Raw genomic sequence first — 19,194 nt, forward strand, 5'->3', positions numbered from 1 at the left:
CTGCGCTACGGGATCAGCACGCTCGCACCCTGCGTGCGGCGGCTTTCCAATGCCCTGTGCGCGTCGGCGGCGTCGGCAAGGGCGAATGTCTGGTTGACCTGGATCCGCACCGCCCCGCGCAGCACCACGTCCATGAGGTCGTTAGCCCGGGACAGGAGTTCGGTGCGGCTGCGGACGAACCACGCGAAGGCGGCGCATGTCACGGAAAGCGATCCCATCCGGTTGAGCTCGAAGATGTCGAAGGGCGGAACCTTTCCCGACGCGGTGCCGTAGCTCACCAGCAGGCCGTGCGGCCTGAGGCAGGCGAGCGAGAGCTGGAACGTGTCGCGGCCGACGCCGTCGAACACGACGGGCACGCCTTCGCCTGCGGTCAGTTGCCGGACGCGGGCGACGACGTCCTCCTCGCTCGACACGAGGGCGTGATGACAGCCATTGGCGCGGGCGATGCCGGCCTTCTCCTGCGAGCCGACGACACCGACGACCCTCGCGCCGAGATGCGCGGCCCACTGAGTCAGGATCGTGCCGACGCCACCGGCTGCGGCATGGACGACGATCGTGTCGCCGGGCTTCACCGGATAGACGCTCTTGAGCAGATACTGCGCCGTCAATCCCTTCACGATCATGCCTGCGGCGGTCACGTCGTCGATCTCGTCGGGAAGGAGGACCAGGCGGCTCGCATCGAAAAGGCGCGCCTCGGCATAGGCGCCGGGCGGGAAGGCCGGTCCGCCAGCCGCATAGGCCACCCGGTCGCCCACCTTCACGTCGGTGACGCCAGGCCCGACCTTCTCGACGACGCCGGCGGCCTCGCCGCCCAGCACGTGCGGCAGGGACGGCAGCGGATACCGGCCCTCGCGATTGTGCGTGTCCGCGAAGTTCAGCCCGATCGCCGTGTGCCGCACATAGGCCTGGCCGGGACCCGGCTCGCCGATCTCGACGTCCTCGTAGCGCAGCTTTTCGGGACCGCCATATTCATGAACGCGAACCGCCTTGACCATCGTCTGTCTTCCCTTCAATCCGCGAATTCGAAGCGGGGCAGCGCCACGCCGTCGGCCATGGCGACGACCTTCAGGCGCACCCTGCGGCCGATCGGCCGCTGATCCGGCTCCGGATCCTCGATCAGGTTGCTGATCAGCGTCGGCCCCTCGTCCAGCCGCACGGCGATGACGTTGTAGGGCGCCGGGTAGGCCGGCAGGTACTGCTTGTGAAACGTCACCCAGCTCAGGAGCTCGCCGCCGCCGGAGACCGGCTTCCAGTCGCTGGCGGGCGACAGGCAGGCATGGCAGGCGGGGCCGGGCGGATAGCGCCAGGCGCCGCAATCGCGGCAGCACTGCAGGTGCATGCGCCCGTCGTCCTTCATGTGCCGCCAGAACGGCTCGTCATAGAGCCCCAGGACGCGGGGCGGGGTGGCGGCGGTCTGGGTCGGCATCGCGTTCACGCTCCGTAGATGATCGAGACGGCCTTGCCGGCGACGTCGGACGTGTAGTGCACGCGGCGGCAGTTCTCGATCTGGCGGTCGCCGCATTCGCCGCGCGCCTGGCGCACGCATTCGATCTGGTGGTTCCAGCCCTGCATGTAGGACTCCGAGAGATGGCCACCGCTGGTGTTGGTCGGGAGGAGGCCGCCGAGACCGATGCCCTTTTCGCGCATGAAGCGGCCGGATTCGCCGATGCCGCAATAGCCATAGCCCTCCAGCGCCAGCGGCACGTGCACGGAGAAGCTGTCATAGACCTGCAGCACGTCGATGTCCGACGGATCGAGCCCGGAAGCGCCGAAGATCTGCTCGGCCACCGCCTGCTGTGCCGGCCTGTAGAAATCGGTCAGGCGCGGTTCCAGGCTGGTGGCGCCCTGGTTCAGGTCGAAACGCCCCACTGCCTCGATGCTGACGGCGCGCGGCGACAGCTTCCTGGCCAGCCCCGCCTCCGCGATGATCAGCGCCACCCCACCGTCGTTGATCAGGCAGTAGTCGAAGAGCCGGAGCGGCTCGGTGATGTAGGGGGCGGCCATGTAGTCGTCGAGCGAGATCGGCTTGCGCTGGATGGCGTTGGGATTGCGCGACGATCCCTCGCGCTGGGCCACCGCGACATGGCCGAGATCGCGCTCGCTGACGCCGTGGAGTTCGCAGAAGCGGCGAAACATCAGCGCGTAGAGCGCTCCCTGCGAGGTCAGCCCCCAGGGTGCATGGTAGACATAGGACAGGAACTGGTCGCCGCCCATCGCCTGCGGTCCGCCATACTGCGTGCCGACCGACCGCTGGTCGTTGCCGTAGACCAGCGCCACGACGTCGGCAGCGCCCGACTCGATCGCCATGCAGGCCTGGACGACCGACAGCACCGCGTCGGCCTGGTCGCCCCAGCGGACGTTGAGGCCCACCACCTCTGCCATGCGTTCATAGGCGGTCGTCGGTCCGACGATGAGGCCGTTGACCTGCTCCTTGCCGATCCCCGCGTCGGCGAGTGCATTGCGCAGAGCGCCGGCCGCATAGCCGTAGCAGTCGTCGGGACGTTCGCCGGCCCGCACCCGATGCCAGTCGCTCACCCAGTCGGTGTGGCCGACGCCGATGACGGAGGCCACGCGCTTCAGCGATTTCATTTGAACACTCCGGCGGTTTCGAGCCTGTCGAGTTCGGTGTCTGACAAACCAAGCAGGTCGCCCAGCACGTCGCGCGTATGCTCGCCCAGCAAAGGCGGGCGCGCGAGTTCGACGCGCTCGCCGTCGACCCGGTAGGGCGGGGAGGCGTAAAGGCTGTGGCCGAGTTCCGGGTGCGCGACACGCTGCCAGTAGTCGCGCTCCGCCAGCTGACGGTCGTGCTCGATCAGGTGTCGCGCATTCGCCACGAGGGCGGCGGGAATGCCTGCTGTCCGCAGCGTCTCCGCGACGAGATCGGCACCCTTTTCGGCAGCCCAGGCGCCCACCAGCCGGTCGATCTCGCTCCGCGCGCCCAGGCGTGCCTCGACGGAGGCGAACCGTTCCGCCATCGCGGCGCCGCCGAGTATTGCGGCGAGGATGGCCCACTGCTCGTCCGTCGCCACCGTGATCGCGCACCAGGCGTCGTCGCCGGCGCAGCGATAGATGCCTTGCGGCGCCATCCTCCACGACGCGTTGCCGGGTTGCGGCCTGTCGTGCTGTTCGGCCGCACACCGGACCATGGCCGAGCCGATGAAGTTGATGGTCGATTCGACCTGCGACAGGTCGATCTTCATGCCTTCGCCGGTCAGCCGCCTGTGCCTCAGGGCGGCCAGGACCGCGAAGGCGGCATGGTACGGGTTTGCGGCATGATCGGGATAATGCGTGCCCGGTCCGACGGGATCGTCGGCGCGGTAGCCCGTCGACCACATCAGGCCGGTGACGGCGCTGATGGTCATGCCGACGCCGAGCAGTTCGGCGCGCGGGCCGTCCTCGCCATACATCGGCATCGAAAGGTAGACGATGTCGGGCTTGATCCGCCGCACCGTCTCGTAGTCCATGCCCAGCCGCTCCATCGCCCCCGGGCCGAAATTGTTGGAGACGACGTCCGAGTGCCGGACGATGTCGTGCGCGATCCGCCGTCCCTCCTCCGACTTGAGGTCGAGCACGACGCTTTTCTTGCCGGTGTTGCGCGAGGCGAAGTAGCCGCTGCGGTTGACGCCGGACCTGCGATCCTTGAACGGCCCGCCGGTGCGCACTGAATCGAGGCGCACCGAACTCTCGATCTTGATGACGTCGGCGCCGAAGTCGGAGAAGATCTTGGTCCCGAAAGGACCCGCGCCGGCCCAGGTGAAGTCTGCGAGACGGACGTCGGAAAGGAAGTCCGGTTTCATCCTGCGCGCTCCGTGAGGCCGGCGTCGGCCGATCCCAGCGCAGGGGCGGGGGACGCGGTCCAGACCTGCGGATCGAGCTTGTAAGGCGGTCCAGGGAAGGCCACCGCGCTGCCATCGGCAAGCTGCACGGAGCGATAGAAGCCGCGATGCGCCAGTTGCGGATCACTGAAGGTTTCCGAGAGCCGGTTCACCGGTCCCATCACGATGCGCCGGGCGAGCGCTTCGGCGGTCAGCGTCTCCTTGTCACGCTCCATCGTGAAGGCAGTGAACAGCGTCCGGAACCCGGCACGCGCTTCGGCCGTCAGGCGCCACTCGCGGTCGACCCATCTGTCCTGCGACAGCGCATCACCGGAGGGATGGCCGACCTCGACCATCCAGGCGACCAGCGATCGCCACGAGGCGCCGAGCGACAGGGGCGACGCCAGGAAGACATAGCCGTCGCGGCACGGGAAGATGTCCTCGGTCGCGTCGCGCGTGCCAGCGCCGCCACGGGTCGATATCCGCTGTTCGAGGTCCCAGACCTGGACGGCGTTCTGCAGCGAATGGGCGATGCACTCCTGGATCGACACGTCGATCACATGGCCTCGGCCGGTGCGTTCGGCATCGGCCAGCGCGATCGCGGTGACGGTCGCGGCATAGATCGAGCCGACCATCGTCGCCTGGTCGAAGGGCAGCGACAGCGGCGCGTCCTCGATGCGGCCTGACATCCACGCGATGCCGCCCGCCGCCTGGAGCACGAGGTCCGAAGCCGGTGCGTCGGCCATCGGTCCGGTCATGCCGTAGGGCGAGATCGCCGTCACCACCGCCCGCGGCTGAATTGCCGCGACCCGCTCGACGTCGCCGTAGAACGGTCCGCCGCGCTCCAGAAGGACAATGTCGGATCGTGCCACCAGCCGCTCCAGCGCAGCCGTCGCGCCCTGTGCCGCCTCGTCGATGACGATGCTCTTCTTGCTGGCGTTGAGGAAGGCGAAACGGGCGAAATCACCCGTCAGACCTTCCTGCCTGTCCGCCAGCCCTTCGGGGGGCTCGACCAGGATGACCTCAGCGCCGAGATCGGCGAAGAGCCGGCCTGCGTAGAGCCCGAACTGCCGGGTGAGATCCAGGACCCGAACACCGGAATAGGGCCGGGAAGGGCGGGTGCCGCTGGCGGTCTCGCCGGTCATCAGTTCATCGACCTCGGCAGATAGAGGGCGAGATCCGGGAAGGACAGCAGGAGCACCAGCATCACGGCACAGGCGATCATGAAGGGCCAGAGCGCCGCGAAGATTTCCTCCAGCGTCACCATGTTGCCCGCCGCGCCCTTGACCACGAAGCAGTTGATGCCGACGGGCGGCGTGATGGCGCCGATCTCGGCCAGCACGATCACGTAGACGCCGAACCACAGCGGGTCGAAGCCGAGCCCCATCATCACCGGATGGGTAATCGGCAGCGAGATGGCGAGCAGCGAAGGCGCGTCCATCAGCATTCCCAGAATGAGGTAGATGAACGTCACCATCGTCACGACCACCCAGATCGGCAGGCCGCCGTCGACGAGCACGGTGTGGATCGCGCCCGAGACGCCGCTGAGCGCCAGAAACCGGGCGAACAGGAGGCCGCCGATGATGATGGCGAAGATCATGGCGGTGAGGGTCACCGTGTCGATCAGGGTGCGCCCGAGCCCGAGGCCGCGCAGGCCGCGCTGTCGGATCAGCGCCATGACGAAGGTCACCAGCGCGCCGATGCCGCCAGCCTCCGTGGGCGTGAACACGCCGCCGTAGAGCCCGCCCAGCATGATGGCGATGACGAGGAAGAGCGGCCCGACCATCCGCAGCGACCAGAAGCGTTCGCGCCAGGAGTAGCGGCGGTCGTCGGCCGGCGCGATGCCCGGCTTGAGTAGCGCGACGATCAGGATGGTTGCGCCGATCAGAGCGGCGAAGACGATGCCGGGCAGGATGCCGGCGATCAGCAGGCGTCCGATCGGAGCGTTCGTCAGGATGCCGTAGACGACCATCAGCGCGCTCGGCGGGATAAGCACCGCCAGCGTACCGGCGATCGCGATCGAGGCCGCACCGAAGCCGCGGTCGTAACCGCGCTCGATCATCTCCGGCAGGGCGAGCTTGGTGAACAGCGTGGCCGTCCCGACGCTCGATCCGGACGCGGCGCCGAAGGCCGCCGCCGCACCGGTGCTGGCGATGGCGAGACCGCCGGGCAGACGGCCGAACCATTTGGCGCAGGCGTCGAACAGGTCGCTGCCGATGCCCGCCCGCATGGCGAAGAAGCCCATCAGCAGGAACATCGGGATGACGCTGAAGTGGAAGCTGCTGACGACGGAGTAGTAGAGCGTCCCCACGATCGAGATCGCGGCGGTGAAGTTGTTCAGCGCGATCAGGCCGGCGAAGCCGACGGCGGTGAGCGCCACCATGATCGGCGCGCCGAGCAGGATGGAGGCCAGAAGGGCGAAGACGCCCGCAAAACCGATGGCCAGGCTAGACATGTCCGTCCATCGCCTCGTCTTCCGGTTTCCGTTCGTTGAAGCCACGGATCAGCGCCGTTCCGACAGCGTCGAGCAGGAACTGGATGGAGATCAGCGCGGTGCCGAGGCTGACTGCCATCTTCGAGGGCCAGATCGAGAACTGGATCGTCGAGCCCCAGATCTGCTCGTTCATGCGCCAGGACCGTATGGCGTACTGGAAGGTCCCGTAGGTGATTGCCGCAAACAGCAGGAAGCCCACCACCGACCAGAAGAAGGCGAGCCAGCGGCGCGTCGCCGGCGACAGCCGCGAGGTCAGGAACACCGTGCTCACGTGGTCGCGCTGGAACAGCGCATAGGCAAAGGGCAGCATGATCGCGCCGACCAGCAGCGACTGGGTGATTTCGAGCGCGGCCGGCAGCGGCCAGTTGATGAGCTTGCGCAGGAACGCGTTGGTGTCGATCACGACCATGATGGCAAAGGTGAAGGCGCCAGCCAGGACGGCGAACATCCAGAGCGTCCGGCCATAGAGGCTGTAGAGCTTCAGGAACCCGTCCTGCACGGCGATCCTCCTTCGGTCGCGAGGGGAGGCGCGGCTCGTCGCCGCGCCTCTGTCGTCGGGTCTCGTCAGTTGGTGAGTTCGCCGATGACGCGGTCGGCATCGGCGGCCGGCATGCCGGCGGCAACCGCGCGGTCCTTCCAGCTGTTGCGAACGCCCTGGACCCGGTCGGAGCCAAGCGTCACCTTCAGGAATTCCTCGGCCGGGATGGAGTCGATGATCTCGACCGTCCCTTCCGCCTTCCACTTCGCCTTCAGCTCGTCTTCCTTGGCCCGGAAGAGGCGCAGCAGTTCGGTCAGGTGGTCGCCCTTGAGCGAGTCGATGACCTTCTTTTCCTCATCCGTCAGCGATGCGTACTTGTCGGTGTTCATGACGATGATGTGGCCCCAGGAGGCGCCCATCGGCACGTCGACGAAGTACTTGGCCACCTCGTGCAGCTTGAAGGCATCGACCAGCGCGATGTCGGCGGCCGAGCAGTCGAGCACGTTGTTCGACATCGCCTCGTAGGCCTCGACGTCCGCCATGCCGACCGACACGGCACCCAAGGCCTCGAGCGTCGCGGGCAGCGCCACGCCGTAGGACCGGATGCGCTTGCCCTTGAAGTCCTCCAGCGTGCGGATCGGCTTGTTGCAGATGAAGCCGTAGGGCGGCAGCGGCCGCACGGCGACGAGCTTGAGCTTGTACTTGGCCAGTTCCTCGCCGAAGGCCGGAATCTCGGCATGCCATTTCAGCATCAGTTCGCCGAGTTCCTGCTGGCTCTTCGGCTGCGGCCAGAAGAAGGGGATCGCATTGTTGATGACGAACTGGTCCGGGAAATAGGGCGTGACCAGATTGCCCATGTCGATGACCGCGTTCTCGATCGCGGTGGGAATCTCGCCCACCGTGGCCAGCACGCCGCCATACTGGATGTCGATCTTCATCTCGCCGTTGGACCGCTTGGCGGTCTCGTCGACGGCCCACTGCGCCGCGGCCGCATACATCGAACAGCACTGCGGCAGGTGCTCGCCCCAGCGCAGGGTGGTGTCGGCGGATGCCACCGCCGTCATCGCCGCGGACGCGGTCAGCGCCGCGAACATCGTCTTCATGATCTTCAGCATGATCTCCTCCCAGAGACAATCTTGCGCGATTGCGACGCCCGTGCCAGCACCCGGTTGCGCGACCCGGCAGGCCTGTCCAGTCGGGCGGTCAGTTGCCTTCGATCGGCCGCAGGAACCGGCCTTCTTCCATCCGCATGTCGCCGTCGACGTACAGCGTCGGCGCCAGCACGACGCCGTCCATATGAATCTTCGAGCGGATCGACCCGCCGACGTCGATGTTTGTGCCGAGGCCGAAATGCATCGCCCCCATCACGTTCTTGTCCTCGCGCTGGATGCCGCGGATCAACGCCTTGGCGTTGACGCCGATGGACGCTTCCGCCGGGCACATGTAGGCGTTCTCGTCTCCGTACTCGATCAGATAGTCGCGCAGCACACGCGCCGAGGCGCCACCCTCGATCGAGACCACACGACCGTTCTCCACGTTTAGCTCGATAGGGTCTTCCAGTCGCCCGATGTGATGCATCGTCAGGTCGATGACCAGCTTTCCATTGGCCGAGCCCTCGACCGGCGCGACGTTGAATTCGCCGGTCGGGAACAGGTAGTAATACAGGTTGCCGCCCTTGCGGTTCTCGTCCTTGTCGAAATCGACGATCTTGTAGGGGTCGAAGCTCTCGCCCGGCAGCGGCGGCACGAAGATGCGGCCGTCGACGCGGTAGGTGAAGTCGGTCCCGTATTTCGAAGTGACGCGGCATTCCTTCGCGTCGGCGCCGAAGATGTCCTTCGCCACGTAGTGCTTGCGCACCATCACCTGCTTCATGTCCTCGGTCACCGCGCCCGACTGGAACCACTCCAGCGTCATGCCGCCATCCATGCAGATGGACGGGATGCGCGCTTCCATGGCGCGGAAGCTGGCCGGAGAATGCAGCATGCCGGTGGACGCGAGCAGGATGTTGACGTCCGACTTCATCATCGCCTCGCACACGGCGGAGGGCGGATCGTAGTAGTCGGCCGGCCGCCGCTCGAACAGCGCCACCGTCACGTCGGCGCCGATCTCCTGGAGGATGCTCATGACGACCTGCCAGACGCGTGGGTCATGCGCCGTATCGGTGAGCACCAGCGCTCGGTCGCCCTTCTTGACGTTCCGGACCAGCGGCTTGCGCAGATATTCCATGCTTCCCGTGACCAGCGAGCCCGCAGCCATGACGACGTTCCTTCCCAGAGCGATGCTGCCCGGCTACCCGGGCCGTTCAAGTGTCGACAGATAGCCAGACGCGGAATGTGTCGTCAAGAGTGTCGACACTCAATTTGGCAGAACTCACATCTTTCCTTCGGCGAGGAAAGGGCAGAGAAGCGACGTCGTTTCCGGACTGAGACGGGAAATCGTGTGCTTTGTTCATATCCGGCAACTGGCGCGAGGCCTTGGCGCGACAATCCGGTGAGCCTTTCGATGGTCGGCGCGCTTGACCGGAGGCGCCGGCGACCGGTATCTATTCCGAATTCTGTCGACATAAGTCGGCCGTCGCTGCAACGAGGAAGAGCCGCCCATGACAAGGATCGCGTTTCTGGGGCTCGGCCAGATGGGCGCACCGATGGCGCTGCGGGTGGTGCGGGCGGGGTTCGACCTGACCGTCTACGATCCTTCCGCACGCGCCACCGCTCCGCTGACGGCCGAAGGCGCCACGGCGGCCGCGTCGATCGCCGAGGCGGCCTCGGGCAGGGACGTGGTGATCGCCTGCCTGCCGAACCAGGCCGTCAGCCGCGCCGTCGGCCTCGAAGCAGGCGGGGTGCGCGACGCGGCGGATTTCGGCGTCTATGTCGAGATGTCGACCATCGGCTCGGCCGTGGTGGAGGAGATTGCCGCGGCGATGGCGGCGCGCGGGGCGGGCTTTCTCGACGCGCCAGTCAGCGGCGGACCGCGCGGCGCCAATGCCGGCACGCTGACGACGATGGTCGCCGGAAGCGACGCCGATTTCGCCACCTGCGAACCGGTGCTCAACGCGATCGCCGGAAACGTCTTCAGGGTCGGCAGCCGGCCGGGGCAGGGGCAGGTCGCCAAGCTCTGCAACAACATGATCTCGGCCACTGCCATGGCCGTGTCCTTCGAGGCGGTGACGATGGGCGTGAAGGCCGGCATCGACGCCGACACGCTCGTCGGGCTGATCAACGTCAGCACGGGTCGCACCGGCGCGACGCTCGACAAGTTTCCGCAGTCGATCCTGCCGCGGACCTTCGACTACGGCGGCAAGCTCGCCACCATGTACAAGGACGTCATGCTCTGCCTCGAGGAATACCGGGAACGAGGTGTTCCGCACCACGTCAGCTCCAGCGCGGCGCAGATCTGGTTCCAGGGCATGGCGGAAGGGCGGGGCGACGACGACTACACCAGCCTGATCAAGGTGGTCGAGAAGTGGGCCGGCGTCGAGGTCGTCGGCAAGGCCGCGCGGAGGGATGCCTGAGATGTGCGACCAGACCCATTTCAGGGGCACCCGCTGGAAGGGCTGGATCGACATCCCCGATCCGGTCATCGGCGTGGGCACGACGCCCTGGATCGACCTGTCTCACCGCCTGACGGAGGACCTGTCTGCGATCCCGAACTACCCGCGACCGTCCTTCCGCAAGTGGAAGAGCATGCCCGACTACAACGCCAACCTGACGATCATGGAGATGATCACCCATCACGGGACGCATCTCGACGCGCCGAACCATTTCATCATCGACGGGCCGGCCGCCGACGAGATCCCGCTCGAGCGGCTCTACGGCCCGGGTGTGGTCTGGTCCTTCGCCGTCGAGGAATATGGATTGATCGACGCCGCGGATCTGGACAAGGCGCGCCCGGTCGTCCAGCCCGGCGACATCGTGCTGTTCGACACCGGTTGGGCGGCCCGGATCGACGATCCATCCTACACCCGCCACGCCTCGCTTACGCCCGAAGCGGCCGAGTGGCTTCTCGACAGGCGCGTGAAGATGATCGGCGTCGATTTTGCCACGCCCGACCGCGCTCCGACCAACCGGCCGGCCGGATTCTACTGGCCGGTCCACCACACGCTGCTGCCGCACGGCATCCTGATCGCCGAGCACGTGGCGAACCTGCCGAAACTGTCCAACCGTCGCATCGAGGCGATCTTTGCCGGCCTCGGCATCGCCGGCTCGGACGGGTCGCCGGTCCGGGCCATGGCGCGGGCGGTGGACTGACCGTCGGCGTTCAGCGCCTGTAGGGCCGGTAGCGCGCGGCAAGCGTCAGCCGGCCCGCCAGGGTGCCGAAGCCGGCCATGTCGAGGGCAGGGATGTCTGGTCCCGCGAAACCGCAGATCGCCAGCATGAAATCCTGCGCCGGCTCGATACCCTCGAAAAGACGGCACTGGAGCAGCCCCGGGTGGCTGCCGAAGCTCGCCTCCAGGCCTGCCTCGATCGCCGCGGCGTCCTTGCTCGTAGCGTCGAACTGCAAGAGCAGCAGCCGTGTGCAGGCGACGGTGCCGGCCTGCGTTTCGACCTGGCGCGCCGTCAGCCGGACCGGGCGCGCGCGGGACGTGACGCGTTTCGTCCACGGGCTGAAGTTCAAACCCGACACCGCCCGATAGGCCGGCGATTCCAGCACGTCGAGGTCGGCGAGATCGTAGATCGCGAGGTAGCGTGGCCCGTCGCCGAGCGAGGTGAAACGCAGCGCGGTCTCGAACCCCGCGATCGCCGCGCGCTCCGGCAGATGTTCGGTGTCGTACCAGGCGTTGAGTTCTTCCTCGAGCGTCGGCTCCGGATCGCAATGGACGAGCAGAAGTCCCCGGGCGTGTGTCATGTCGTCCCCGTCGTTTCGTCGAGGAAGCTTTCGACCGCGCCGAGAAAGGCTTCGGGCTGCTCGATCTGCATCATGTGCGGCGCGTTGCGCAGGACGACGAGCCGCGCTCCTGGAATGGCTGCGGCAAGCGCCTGCTTTGCCGGAAGCGGTGTGGCGGCATCGGCCTCACCGGCGATCACGAGCGCCTTGCCGGCAAAGCTGCCCAGTCGCTCCAGCGCATCGTGTTCGGCGATCGCCTCCCACGACGCCGCCCAGTTCGATGGCAGGTCCTCGAGCAGCCGACGGCGGACGCCCGCAACCTCTTCTGTCGACAAGAAGGATGGCGTGAACCAGCGCTGCAGCGTCGCCTCGACCACCGCCGGCATGCCGTCGCGCTCCGCTTCCGCACCGCGCGCGAGGATCGCTTCGCGCGCTTCCGCCGGAATCCGACCCGGGCAGCCTGCGAGAACGAGGCCCGAAACGAGGTCCGGCCGGGCCAGGGCGACATTCTGCGCGATCATGCCGCCGAACGAGACGCCGATGAGCACGGCCGGTCCGCATTTTTCCTGAAGGATCAGATCGATGACGTCCGTCACCCGTTCGGCCATCCGCCCCGGACGGGTCGGATCCGCCGAGGCGCCATGTCCGGCGGTGTCGACGGCCAGAACCTGGCAGCGTCTGGACAGGGGTCCGATCAACCCGTCCCAGAACGTGCCGTCGAGGCCGACGGGATGGAGCAGAACCAATGGGCTCCCGGTGCCGGACCTCTGGACATGAAGCCGTATCGCTGACATTCGCGCTCCTCGATTGTCGACACTTGATAGCAGAATTCACTCGGGTCGCAACAGTGACTGCCGCTGCGCGCGCTTCGAAATGCGGCCGTATCAAGCGGTCGATCCTGCGCCGGGTGATCGAGCCTGTCGTTCCGGCGACGGTTCGGAATTCGTCGCGAAGCGATCAGGACGTGAGCCACGATCGTCGGGTGAAGAAGTCCATCCCTCTGGCCATTCTTCCGAGGCGGAGTCATCCAGGCCTTCCATCCCGGCCATCGCGACGAACGTCGCGATGGCAATTCCGTCCAGCGTTCGGCTCATGCGCAGGCGTGTTCGGATCCGGCAGCAAGGGGAGCGAGCCAGGACCGCTGTGGTGGCAGGCTATCTTCCAAGCGAGCCTTCCTACGGGCCAAACATCCGCCGCGATTTAGGCGGGCGCGGATCGCGGCTTCTGCGAGCGGTCGTATATCTCTGATCGGAAAGGATTTTTGGTGGGTGATGTAGGGATCGAACCTACGACCCGCTGATTAAGAGTCAGCTGCTCTACCAACTGAGCTAATCACCCACGGAGTTCGCGGCCGGTCGTGACCTCGAACGTGGCGGGTTCATAGCGGGTCGATCCGCGGCATGCAAGCCTTGATCGTGACAAAAACGCGTCTGCTCCACAGCTGGCCGGTGAGGCGCCGGCGTTGCGCGATCGATGGCGCATCGGCGCCGGTCCGCGCTATGCTGGCAGACCTGTCGAATCCGGCGGTCGTGCCTGCCCCTGCGGCGTCCCGCTTTTCCAGACGAAGGCCAGCACAAGAAAATCGTCCTTTATTCTCAATATGGTGAACAATCCGCGTTGCATGCGTTATGCTGGTTCGGGGACCAAAAAGGAGAGGGGAAGACGTGGGAATCGAGAATGAGGGAGCCGGCAAGGCGGTGAAGCGGCAGACGCGGGCCAGTCCGCGGGTGCCGTCGCGCGGCCGCGGCATCATGCGCTACGAGGGACTGCTCGACAGTCTCGAGGCGCTGCTCGTGGACCACGACCTCGAGGATGTCGGCCTCTCGCAGATCGCCGAGCACGCCCGCGTTCCTGCAGCTTCGGTCTATCACTTCTTCCCGACGAAGGAGGCTGCCTTCATGGCGCTCGTGCAGCGCTACGTGTCGGAGATACGCATCATGCAGAAGCGTCGGCCGGTGCCGCCTTCGGCACTGCGCAGCTGGCAGGATTTTCTCGCGCAGGAGCTGCGCGAGGCCGTCGAGTTCTTTCGCGCCACGCCGCAGGCAAAGAAGCTGTTCCTCGGGCGCTTCGGCGGCATGGAGACCTGGCGCGCCGAAATCGCGCAGAACACCAGCGCCGCGCAGCTGCTGTTCAGGCGGCTGAACAGTGCCTTCCACCTGCCGTTCATCCGTGATGTCGAGACCAAGCTCCTGACCTTCATCGAGGTGGTCGATGCCGTCCTGGGCATTTCCTATGTCCGCGACGGCGATATCACCGACGAGGCCGTCGAGGAGGCGCACCGGGCGAGCGTCGCCTATTTCAGGCTGTTCCTGCCCGACCATCTCGAACTGCGCGAAGACGTCGCGGCGCGGCTCCATCGCGGCGAGCCGGTCATCCTCGACACGACGGACGGCGCGCCCTGTCCGTGACGGCGAGGGCTCTCAGTCCCAGGCCAGCGCGCCGCCGTTCTGGTACTCGATGACGCGGGTCTCGAAGAAGTTCTTCTCCTTCTTCAGGTCCATCGCCTCGCTCATCCACGGGAAGGGGTTTTCCGTCTCGGCGAAGACCGGGACGAGCCCGAGCTGGGCGCAGCGGCGGTTGGCGATGAAGCGCATGTACTGCTCGCACAGCACCGCGTTGAGGCCAAGGAAGCCGCGCGGCATGGTGTCCCGGCCATAGGCGGCCTCGAGCTCGGCTGCGTCCCGCAGCATGCCGCGCACCTCGTCCTGGAACGCCGTCGTCCACAGATCCGGGTTCTCGGCCCTGATCTGGTTGATGACGTCGATGCCGAAATTCAGGTGAATCGATTCGTCGCGCAGGATGTACTGGTACTGCTCGGCGATGCCGACCATCTTGTTGCGGCGGCCGAGCGAGAGGATCTGGGCGAAGCCGGTGTAGAACCACATGCCCTCGAAGACGACGTAGAAGGCGACCAGATCGCGCAGGAAGCGCTGGTCGGCTGCCTGCGTGCCGGTGCGGAATTCCGGGTCGTCGAGGCTCTGCGTGTGCTTCAGCGCCCAGGCCGCCTTGTCGGTGATCGACGGCACCTCACGATACATGTTGAACAGTTCGCCCTCGTCGAGGCCGAGGCTTTCGACGATGTACTGGAAGGTGTGGGTGTGCACCGCCTCCTCGAAGGCCTGGCGCAGCAGGTACTGCCGGCATTCGGGATTGGTCAGGTGGCGGTAGATCGCCAGCACGATGTTGTTGGCGACGAGCGATTCGGAGGCGGCAAAGAAGCCGAGATTGCGCTTGATGGCGTGGCGCTCGTCCTGCGTCAGCCCGTCGCGCGACTTCCACAAGGCGATGTCGGCCTGCATGGAGACCTCGGTCGGCATCCAGTGGTTGTTGCAGGCCGCCAGGTATTTCTCCCAGGCCCATTTGTACTTGAGAGGCAGAAGCTGGTTCACGTCGGCACGGCAGTTGATCATCCGCTTCTCGTCGACGGAGACGCGGCCGCCCGCGCGGTCGATGTCGCCGAGGCCGGTGGGGTCGGCGGCAGGTGCGGGATTGGTTTCGAGGGCGGGGAGGGGAGCGGGGCCGGGGTCTGACCAGTCGAGCATGGGATGGGATCTCCTGAAAGGGACGTCGGCGTGGGTAAGGACAACCGCCGCGGCTTGCGTTCGAAGGTTCCCCCTCACCGTCTCGGGCTTCGCCCGATCCACCTCTCCCCCATTTCATGGGGGCGAGGAAAAGCGCCTCGACGCCGCGCCTTTTCCTCTCCCCCGGGCAGGGGGAGAGGTGGCATGCGAAGCATGACGGTGAGGGGGCGTTTGGCGGCTCCCCTCGCGGGCTTTCGACCCGGAACGGTGGATCGGGCGAAGCCCGAGACGGTGAGGGGGTGCTTGGCGGCGCTACTGGCAGGCCTCGCAGTCGGGATCGTCGATGGCGCAGGCCTTGCCCCAGGCGGCCGCTGCCTCGATCGCCGCCGGCTCGGGAGCGGGCCTGGCCGGAGCGTGGACGATGGCGGGCGGTGCCGAAACCATGGCCTTCACCGCATTGAGCTTGCCGTCGGTGCCCTTCAGCGTCGACTTTTCGACATGTGTCGCCGACAACGTGCGCAGGTAGTAGGTCGTCTTCAGGCCAAGCCGCCAGGCGAGCCGGTAGGCTTCGTCGAGCTTCCGGCCGGAGGGTTCGGCCATATAGAGGTTGAGCGACTGCGCCTGGTCGATCCATTTCTGCCGGGCTGCAGCGGCGCGGATGAGCCATTGCGGCTCGATCTCGAAGGCGGTGGCGTAGAGCGCCTTCAGATCGTCGGGCACGCGGTCGATCCGGCTGACCTTGCCGTCGAAGTACTTCAGGTCCGACACCATCACCTCGTCCCAGAGCCCGCGCGCCTTGAGATCGCGCACCAGATCGGCGCTGACGACGGTGAAATCGCCCGACATGTTCGCCTTGACGTAGAGCTGGCTGTAGGCCGGCTCGATCGACTGCGAGACGCCGACGATGTTGGAGATGGTGGCCGTCGGCGCGATCGCCATGCAGTTGGAGTTGCGCATGCCGATGGACACCACGCGACGGCGTAGGCTCTTCCAGTCCAGCGTTCTGGAGCGGTCCAGTTCGACGTCGCCGTTGCGGGCGTCTTCCAGGAGGTCGAGCGAATCGATCGGCAGGATGCCCTTCGACCAGAGCGAGCCGTCGAAGCTCGGATAGCGGCCGCGCTCGGCGGCGAGATCGACGGAAGCGGAGATCGCACAATAGCTGATCGCCTCCATCGAGGTGTCGGCGAAGGCGACGGCGGCGTCCGAGGCGGCGGCCAAGCGCAGCGTCTGCAGCGCGTCCTGGAAGCCCATCAGCCCCAGGCCCACCGGGCGGTGGCGCAGGTTGGAGCGGCGCGCCTCGGGGATGGTGTAGAAGTTGATGTCGACCACGTTGTCGAGCATGCGCATGGCGGTCTTCACCGTGCGCGCCAGCCGCGCCTGGTCCAGCCCGTCGGCGGTGACGTGGGCGGCGAGGTTGACCGAGCCGAGATTGCAGACCGCCACCTCGTCGGCGCTCGTGTTGAGCGTGATCTCCGTGCACAGGTTGGAGGAATGCACCACGCCCGCATGCTGCTGCGGCGAGCGTAGGTTGCAGGCGTCCTTGAAGGTGATCCAGGGATGGCCGGTCTCGAACAGCATGGTCAGCATGCGCCGCCACAGGTCGACGGCCGCAACCCGTTTGAACACCTTGATTTCGCCGCGGTCTGCCTTGGCCTCATAAGCCTCGTAGGCCGTCTTGAACGGCTTGCCGTAGAGGTCGTGCAGGTCGGGCGTCTCGTCCGGGGAAAACAGCGTCCACTGGCCGCCGGCCTCCACCCGCTGCATGAACAGGTCGGGGATCCAGTTGGCGGTGTTCATGTCGTGGGTGCGGCGGCGGTCGTCACCGGTGTTCTTGCGCAGGTCGAGGAACTCCTCGATGTCGATGTGCCAGGTCTCGAGATAGGCGCAGACTGCGCCCTTGCGCTTGCCGCCCTGGTTGACCGCGATGGCGGTGTCGTTGGCGACCTTGAGGAAGGGCACGATGCCCTGGCTCTCGCCGTTGGTGCCCCTGATGTGGGCGCCGAGGCCGCGCACCGGGGTCCAGTCGTTGCCGAGGCCGCCGGAGAACTTGGCGAGCAGCGCGTTGTCCTTCACCGCCTTGAAGATGCCGTCGAGATCGTCGGCCACCGTCGTCAGGAAGCAGGACGACAGTTGCGGCCGCAACGTCCCCGAATTGAACAGGGTCGGCGTCGAGGTCATGAAGTCGAAGGACGAGATGAGGTCGTAGAACGCGATGGCGTGGGCCTCACGGTCGATCTCGCGCAGCGAAAGCCCCATCGCGACGCGCATGAAGAAGGCCTGCGGCAGCTCGAACCGATGACCGCGGACATGCAGGAAATAGCGATCGTAGAGCGTCTGGAAGCCGAGATAGTCGAACTTCAGGTCACGCTCGGGCTTCAGGGCGGCCGCGATCCGGGCGAGGTCGAAGCGGGCGAGTTCCGGGTCCAGCCGTTCGTTGTCGATGCCGGCCTTCACATAGGCGCGGAAATAGTCGCCGTAGCGGTCGGCCATCTCGGCCTGCGTGGCCTGGTCGGGGCGGCCGGCGACGAAGCTCAGCGCCTCGCGGCGCAGCTTGTCGAGCAGCAGCCGGGCGCTGACCTTGGAATAGTTCGGCTCGGTCTCCACCAGCGTCCGCGCGGCCAGGATCGGCGCCTGCGCCAGTTCGTCGAGCGAGATGCCGTCGTAGAGGTTGCGCCGCGTCTCGGCGAGGATCGCATCGGCCGCGACGCCGGGGAGACCGGCACAGGCCTCGCCGATGACGGTCGCCAGGCGACCTTCGTCCAGCGGCGCGCGCGCGCCGTCGGCGGTGGTCACATGGAGCGCCCGGGCAGGGGCGGCGGTCGGGGTCGCCGCGGCCTGCGCCCGGGCGCGTTCGCGCGTCCGCTCCTCGCGGTAGAGCACGTAGGCGCGGGCGACCTTGTGATGCTCGCCACGCATCAGCGCCAGTTCCACCTGATCCTGGACGTCCTCGATGTGGAAGACCCTTCCGGCGTCGGCGCGGCGGGCGAGACCGGCGACGATCTGGCCGGTCAGACCGGCGACGATGTCGTGGATGCGGCGCGAAGCCGAAGCGGACTGGCCTTCCACGGCCAGGAACGCCTTCGTCAGAGCGACCGCTATCTTCGACGGGTCGAAGGGGGTGACTGAGCCATTGCGGCGGATCAGCCGGTAACCGTCGTCGGCGGTCGCGGCGGGGGGCCTGGCGAATTGGGTCGGGCTGGCTTGTCGTTCGGCAGTCGCTGTCATCATCATCCCCGATGCGCTGGGGACGGAGAGCAGGCGGACGCATGCGGGAATCCGGACGCCATAAGGCGACCGGAGCAAGCGAACCACCGGGACACCCCGCCCGTGGACGTTCTTGGTGTCGCGGCAGGTCTCCTGGCTCGCAGGTCGTCGCTGCTGTCTGCCTTCCCAGCGCCCGAAGGCGCCAGTGGCTCTGCGTGACAGCAGCTCTCTGCTTACAGTTGCGGGGGCAGCGCCGGCATCGCACCGGCTTCCCTCTTGGCTCTCGATCTTGCGATTCGAGAGACCGTGACCACCAAGTCTTGTGTCCTGGAGGGGGTGGATGTCAATCGCTTGAGTGAATGCAGCTTTGGATTGCAGCCGTGGCGGCTCAGTCCTCGGCGAGGATCGCCTCGATCCGGCGCATCTGCTCGCCGAGCATGTCGCAGTCGCGCGGCGAGGACTGCGCCATCACCTTGTCGATCAGCGCGGTGTAGACGGCGAGCGCCTCCATCAGCAGCGCCTCGCCCTGCGGGGTCAGCGTCAGCCGCATCACCCGCTTGTCGCTCAAGTCGTTCTCGCGGCGCAGCAGGCCCTGCTTCTCCAGCTGCGGCAGGAGCATGGTGATGTTCGACCGCCCGACCAGCAGCTTGCGCGCGAGATCGTGCTGCGACATGCCGGGATGCCGGTAGAGGTTCATCAGCATGTCGAGCTGCGCCAGCTTGAGGTCGAAGGGCGCCAGCGCCTTGGTCAGTGCGCGCACCACCGCCTTCTCGGCGCGCACGACGGCGATCCAGTTGCGAAAGCGCGGGTTGTCCCACGGAAGGTCTTGTTTTTTGTTCATGCTTGAACTAATAATGT

At 66.6% G+C, this 19,194-nt stretch carries 17 protein-coding genes, 1 tRNA gene and 1 riboswitch; of the genes, 3 read left to right on the plus strand and 15 right to left on the minus strand.

The annotated features are described in order from the left end of the window. Positions 1 to 5: 5 nt before the first annotated feature. The 9 genes from N1F91_RS11850 to N1F91_RS11890 all read right to left on the minus strand — a co-directional run bounded on the left by N1F91_RS11850 (position 6) and on the right by N1F91_RS11890 (position 9,043). Positions 6 to 995: a quinone oxidoreductase gene (locus N1F91_RS11850; RefSeq protein ID WP_289992362.1), complete on the minus strand. Its 990-nt coding sequence runs from the start codon at positions 993 to 995 to the stop codon at positions 6 to 8. 14 nt (positions 996 to 1,009) lie between these two features. After that, the gene (locus tag N1F91_RS11855) at positions 1,010 to 1,426 is read right to left on the minus strand and encodes an OB-fold domain-containing protein (protein WP_289992363.1); all 417 of its coding nucleotides are present in this window, start codon (positions 1,424 to 1,426) and stop codon (positions 1,010 to 1,012) included. 5 nt (positions 1,427 to 1,431) lie between these two features. Then, positions 1,432 to 2,589: a thiolase family protein gene (locus N1F91_RS11860; protein WP_289992364.1), complete on the minus strand. Its 1,158-nt coding sequence runs from the start codon at positions 2,587 to 2,589 to the stop codon at positions 1,432 to 1,434. Then, positions 2,586 to 3,797, minus strand: a complete 1,212-nt coding sequence (locus tag N1F91_RS11865) for a CoA transferase (protein ID WP_289992366.1) — start codon at positions 3,795 to 3,797, stop codon at positions 2,586 to 2,588. Before N1F91_RS11865 ends, N1F91_RS11860 begins: the two co-directional genes overlap by 4 nt. Beyond that, on the minus strand, positions 3,794 to 4,960 hold the full coding sequence (locus N1F91_RS11870) for a CoA transferase (RefSeq protein WP_289992367.1): 1,167 nt from the start codon (positions 4,958 to 4,960) through the stop codon (positions 3,794 to 3,796). The genes N1F91_RS11865 and N1F91_RS11870 overlap by 4 nt, the downstream gene beginning before the upstream one ends. Beyond that, entirely contained in the window at positions 4,960 to 6,270 is a 1,311-nt protein-coding gene (locus N1F91_RS11875) for a TRAP transporter large permease (protein ID WP_289992368.1), read from the minus strand. The genes N1F91_RS11870 and N1F91_RS11875 overlap by 1 nt, the downstream gene beginning before the upstream one ends. Further along, positions 6,263 to 6,808 carry a TRAP transporter small permease gene (locus N1F91_RS11880; protein WP_289992369.1) on the minus strand — a complete coding sequence of 182 codons (546 nt, stop codon included), beginning with the start codon at positions 6,806 to 6,808 and terminating at the stop codon, positions 6,263 to 6,265. The genes N1F91_RS11875 and N1F91_RS11880 overlap by 8 nt, the downstream gene beginning before the upstream one ends. Positions 6,809 to 6,873: 65 nt before the next feature. Continuing rightward, positions 6,874 to 7,902, minus strand: a complete 1,029-nt coding sequence (gene dctP / locus N1F91_RS11885) for a TRAP transporter substrate-binding protein DctP (protein ID WP_289992371.1) — start codon at positions 7,900 to 7,902, stop codon at positions 6,874 to 6,876. A gap of 88 nt (positions 7,903 to 7,990) precedes the next feature. After that, on the minus strand, positions 7,991 to 9,043 hold the full coding sequence (locus N1F91_RS11890) for an aminopeptidase (protein WP_289992372.1): 1,053 nt from the start codon (positions 9,041 to 9,043) through the stop codon (positions 7,991 to 7,993). 343 nt (positions 9,044 to 9,386) lie between these two features. Between N1F91_RS11890 and N1F91_RS11895 the strand changes: the two genes are divergently transcribed. Beyond that, on the plus strand, positions 9,387 to 10,298 hold the full coding sequence (locus tag N1F91_RS11895; protein WP_289992373.1) for an NAD(P)-dependent oxidoreductase: 912 nt from the start codon (positions 9,387 to 9,389) through the stop codon (positions 10,296 to 10,298). A gap of 1 nt (position 10,299) precedes the next feature. Continuing rightward, positions 10,300 to 11,034, plus strand: coding sequence for a cyclase family protein (locus N1F91_RS11900; RefSeq protein WP_289992374.1), 735 nt, complete (start codon positions 10,300 to 10,302; stop codon positions 11,032 to 11,034). Positions 11,035 to 11,044: 10 nt separating this feature from the next. Here the strand turns inward: N1F91_RS11900 and N1F91_RS11905 are convergent, their stop codons facing one another. The 3 genes from N1F91_RS11905 to N1F91_RS11915 form a co-directional block, all read right to left on the minus strand. Next, a complete protein-coding gene (locus N1F91_RS11905) occupies positions 11,045 to 11,632 on the minus strand; it encodes a DUF4286 family protein (protein WP_289992375.1) in 588 nt (195 codons plus the stop codon). Beyond that, positions 11,629 to 12,357: an alpha/beta fold hydrolase gene (locus N1F91_RS11910; RefSeq protein ID WP_289992376.1), complete on the minus strand. Its 729-nt coding sequence runs from the start codon at positions 12,355 to 12,357 to the stop codon at positions 11,629 to 11,631. Before N1F91_RS11910 ends, N1F91_RS11905 begins: the two co-directional genes overlap by 4 nt. 516 nt (positions 12,358 to 12,873) lie before the next feature. Then, a tRNA-Lys gene (locus tag N1F91_RS11915) sits at positions 12,874 to 12,949 on the minus strand. A gap of 326 nt (positions 12,950 to 13,275) precedes the next feature. Here N1F91_RS11915 and N1F91_RS11920 point away from each other — a divergent pair. Continuing rightward, the gene (locus N1F91_RS11920; protein WP_289992377.1) at positions 13,276 to 14,019 is read left to right on the plus strand and encodes a TetR/AcrR family transcriptional regulator; all 744 of its coding nucleotides are present in this window, start codon (positions 13,276 to 13,278) and stop codon (positions 14,017 to 14,019) included. Positions 14,020 to 14,031: 12 nt separating this feature from the next. Here N1F91_RS11920 and N1F91_RS11925 read toward each other — a convergent pair whose 3' ends face one another. From N1F91_RS11925 to N1F91_RS11935, 3 genes are all read right to left on the minus strand, one after another. Further along, a complete protein-coding gene (locus N1F91_RS11925; protein ID WP_289992378.1) occupies positions 14,032 to 15,153 on the minus strand; it encodes a ribonucleotide-diphosphate reductase subunit beta in 1,122 nt (373 codons plus the stop codon). A gap of 291 nt (positions 15,154 to 15,444) precedes the next feature. Further along, positions 15,445 to 18,357, minus strand: a complete 2,913-nt coding sequence (locus N1F91_RS11930; RefSeq protein WP_289992379.1) for a ribonucleoside-diphosphate reductase subunit alpha — start codon at positions 18,355 to 18,357, stop codon at positions 15,445 to 15,447. Positions 18,358 to 18,461: 104 nt separating this feature from the next. Further along, positions 18,462 to 18,660, minus strand: a riboswitch (cobalamin riboswitch). A 64-nt stretch (positions 18,661 to 18,724) separates the two neighbouring features. Further along, entirely contained in the window at positions 18,725 to 19,177 is a 453-nt protein-coding gene (locus N1F91_RS11935) for a MarR family transcriptional regulator (protein ID WP_289992382.1), read from the minus strand. Positions 19,178 to 19,194 lie beyond the last annotated feature (17 nt).

The sequence above is a fragment of the Aquibium sp. ELW1220 genome (assembly GCF_030398385.1).
GTDB lineage: Bacteria > Pseudomonadota > Alphaproteobacteria > Rhizobiales > Rhizobiaceae > Aquibium.